The organism is Sphingopyxis sp. BSNA05 (genome assembly GCF_013265645.1).
Classification (GTDB): Bacteria; Pseudomonadota; Alphaproteobacteria; order Sphingomonadales; family Sphingomonadaceae; genus Parasphingorhabdus.
Genome location: NZ_PYIA01000102.1, coordinates 1 through 2,377 on the forward strand (window position 1 = coordinate 1; position 2,377 = coordinate 2,377).

The following is a 2,377-nucleotide window of genomic DNA, read 5'->3' on the forward strand; positions in this document are numbered from 1 at the left end:
CGCCCAATTTGTCGCGAAGCTGCCGGCATTCGACAGTTCGGACGGCAAGCCCGACCGCAGCGTCACGCTCGGCCAGCGCCGTGTCGCAGCCGCGCCCAAGCCCTATCTGGCGCAAGCGGACATGGCCCGCACCGCAGGCTATTTCACCGCCAATGTCGACGCGATGCCGACGCCGCAAAATCCGTTCCTGACTCGCCAGAAGCGTCTGAAACGGGCCCGCTATCTCGACAGCAAGCTGGCGGCGATGAACGCCGGTTCACGCGAGAGCCGCACAAAAATTTCCGGCGAAATGAAAGTCTCGCGGCCGCTGGAACCGGCTTACAGCTAAGCCTCTTGCTCCAAGCCCGAAACGAGGGGCGGTCCGGTCAGCCGGGCCGCCCCTTTTTCTTGCGGGCATCCCGACACCGGCCGCCCCTCATCCATGCGGCGCAGGGCGCCGCATCGGTTCAAGCCACTGCGGTGACGGCGCAACTTTTCAAATCCCGGTCACGGGTGAAGCGTGCCGGTTGCCACTGTAGCTTGAAATCGCCGAATTAACTGACGTCCGTCGTCCGCAGATAGGGCCGATGCTCGGTCCAGCCTTGTGGAAAGAGACCCTTCGCCTCTTCGTTGCTGATCGACGGCGGAATGATCACATCCTTGCCAATCTGCCAGTCGGCGGGCGTGGCAATGCGTTTTTCATCGCTCAGTTGCAGCGCATCGATGACCCGCAGAATTTCGTCAAAATTCCGTCCGACGCTCATCGGATAGGTCATGGTCAGGCGGACCTTCTTGTCGGGGTCGATAATGAACACCGACCGGACCGCAGCCGTTTCGCTCTCGTCGGGATGAATCATGTCGTACATTTTCGCAATCGCCAGATCCGCGTCGGCAACGATCGGAAATGTAAGATTGGTATGCTGCGTATCGTTCACATCTTCGATCCATTTGCGATGTTCTTCCGCCGTGTCGGTCGACAGGCCGAGCGGCTTGGTATTCCGCTTGGCAAATTCTTCGGCAAGCTGTGCGGTGCGCCCCATTTCGGTGGTGCAAACCGGGGTGAAATCGGCCGGATGGCTGAAAAAGAACACCCAGCTGTCGCCAGCCCAATCGTGCAGGCTGATTTCCCCGTTCTGGGTGTCGACGGTGAAGTCCGGGGCGGTATCTCCAATATGTAATGTCATCGTTTTTCCTTTCTGATGGTTTGCCCTCATTAGCCGGACCGCCCGGACCGATCCAATTGAATTACACATTTACGTTAATCGTTATATTGAATGAATGATAGCGCCCCGACCGTAAGTCATGGCTGATTTGCACCGATTAGATTTCCGGGTTGTTTCAGCCGTCTGCCCTGCTCGCGGGATTCGCCGGATAGCAGATGACGCCATGGCTTGCTGGGTGTAATTTTACTGACAATCCGGACCTGAAAAATTGCGGCCCTGCGTAACGATTTACAATTGCTGGCGGTTACGATTGCGACTATTCGAGCCGGATGCAAAGAATTACCCAGCTGGATGCGATTGACCTTGCTCCGAAGCTGCCGGAATGGTCGACCCAGCTGCTGGTAGGCGTCGTGTGCGCACTCGGCGCGCTTCTGATGCGACTTCTGGTCGACCTGGTCTACCCAGGCGCGGCGCCTTATGCGATAAGTGTCCCCGCTATCTTGGTGGCGACATTGGTAGGCCGTTTTCGCGCCGGACTATTCGTGCTGGTGCTGACATCCGTCTTCACCTGGTATTATGTGGTGCCGTTTGAGGGAAGCTTCGCATTCGCCAATATTTCGGACGGTCCCCGTACGATAGTCAATGTGCTGACTGGTTTGCTGCTGATCGGTCTTGCCGAGCTTGCCCGGCGCAATTTCCGTGACTTGCTGCACGAGCGGGAGGAGCGGATTGTAGAGCGGGAAATGCTGCTGCGCGAGGTCGATCATCGCGTCAAAAACAATCTGGCGATCCTTACCAGCCTGTTGCGGCTCCAGCAGCATGAGACCGAGAATGAAGACGCGAAACGCGCACTGGAGAAAGCAGCGGGCCGCGTGCTCAGCCTGTCAAAGGCGTATGAAAATCTGCACTACGGGATAGACAATATCGCGGTCGTGCAATTTGACGAATTTATCGAGCAGCTTTGTGCCGAGGTCGGCAACGCGCTGACCCTCGAAGGGGGATTTCCATCCGGATTGAGACCGTGCCCTGCAAGCTATCGCGTGACCGGGCATCGGCGATCGGGCTGCTCGTCAACGAAGTCATGACCAATGCAGTGAAACATGCCTTCAAGGGACGGGAAGCCGGCGTGATTGCCATATCCCTGACTGCAGGTGAGGGGGAGGCAGTGGTGCGTATCGAGGATGATGGCATCGGACTGCCCCAAGCGGTCCGCGATGGAGCCCAGGGACGACGTT

3 protein-coding genes and 1 pseudogene are annotated in these 2,377 nt (G+C 58.0%); 3 read left to right on the forward strand and 1 reads right to left on the reverse strand.

What is annotated here, in order from left to right:
- Positions 1–328, forward strand: a pseudogene (locus C8024_RS12070) (hypothetical protein); the annotation flags it as partial.
- Positions 329–533: 205 nt separating this feature from the next.
- Here the strand turns inward: C8024_RS12070 and C8024_RS12075 are convergent.
- Positions 534–1,163, reverse strand: a complete 630-nt coding sequence (locus tag C8024_RS12075) for a peroxiredoxin (protein WP_100092415.1) — start codon at positions 1,161–1,163, stop codon at positions 534–536.
- 308 nt (positions 1,164–1,471) lie between these two features.
- Between C8024_RS12075 and C8024_RS12080 the strand changes: the two genes are divergently transcribed.
- Complete coding sequence (locus C8024_RS12080; RefSeq protein ID WP_173205502.1) at positions 1,472–2,227, forward strand: histidine kinase dimerization/phosphoacceptor domain -containing protein; 756 nt, start codon at positions 1,472–1,474, stop codon at positions 2,225–2,227.
- Positions 2,224–2,377: ATP-binding protein (locus tag C8024_RS23435; protein WP_367947309.1), on the forward strand; the 154-nt coding region annotated here is incomplete at its 3' end. The genes C8024_RS12080 and C8024_RS23435, both read left to right, overlap by 4 nt.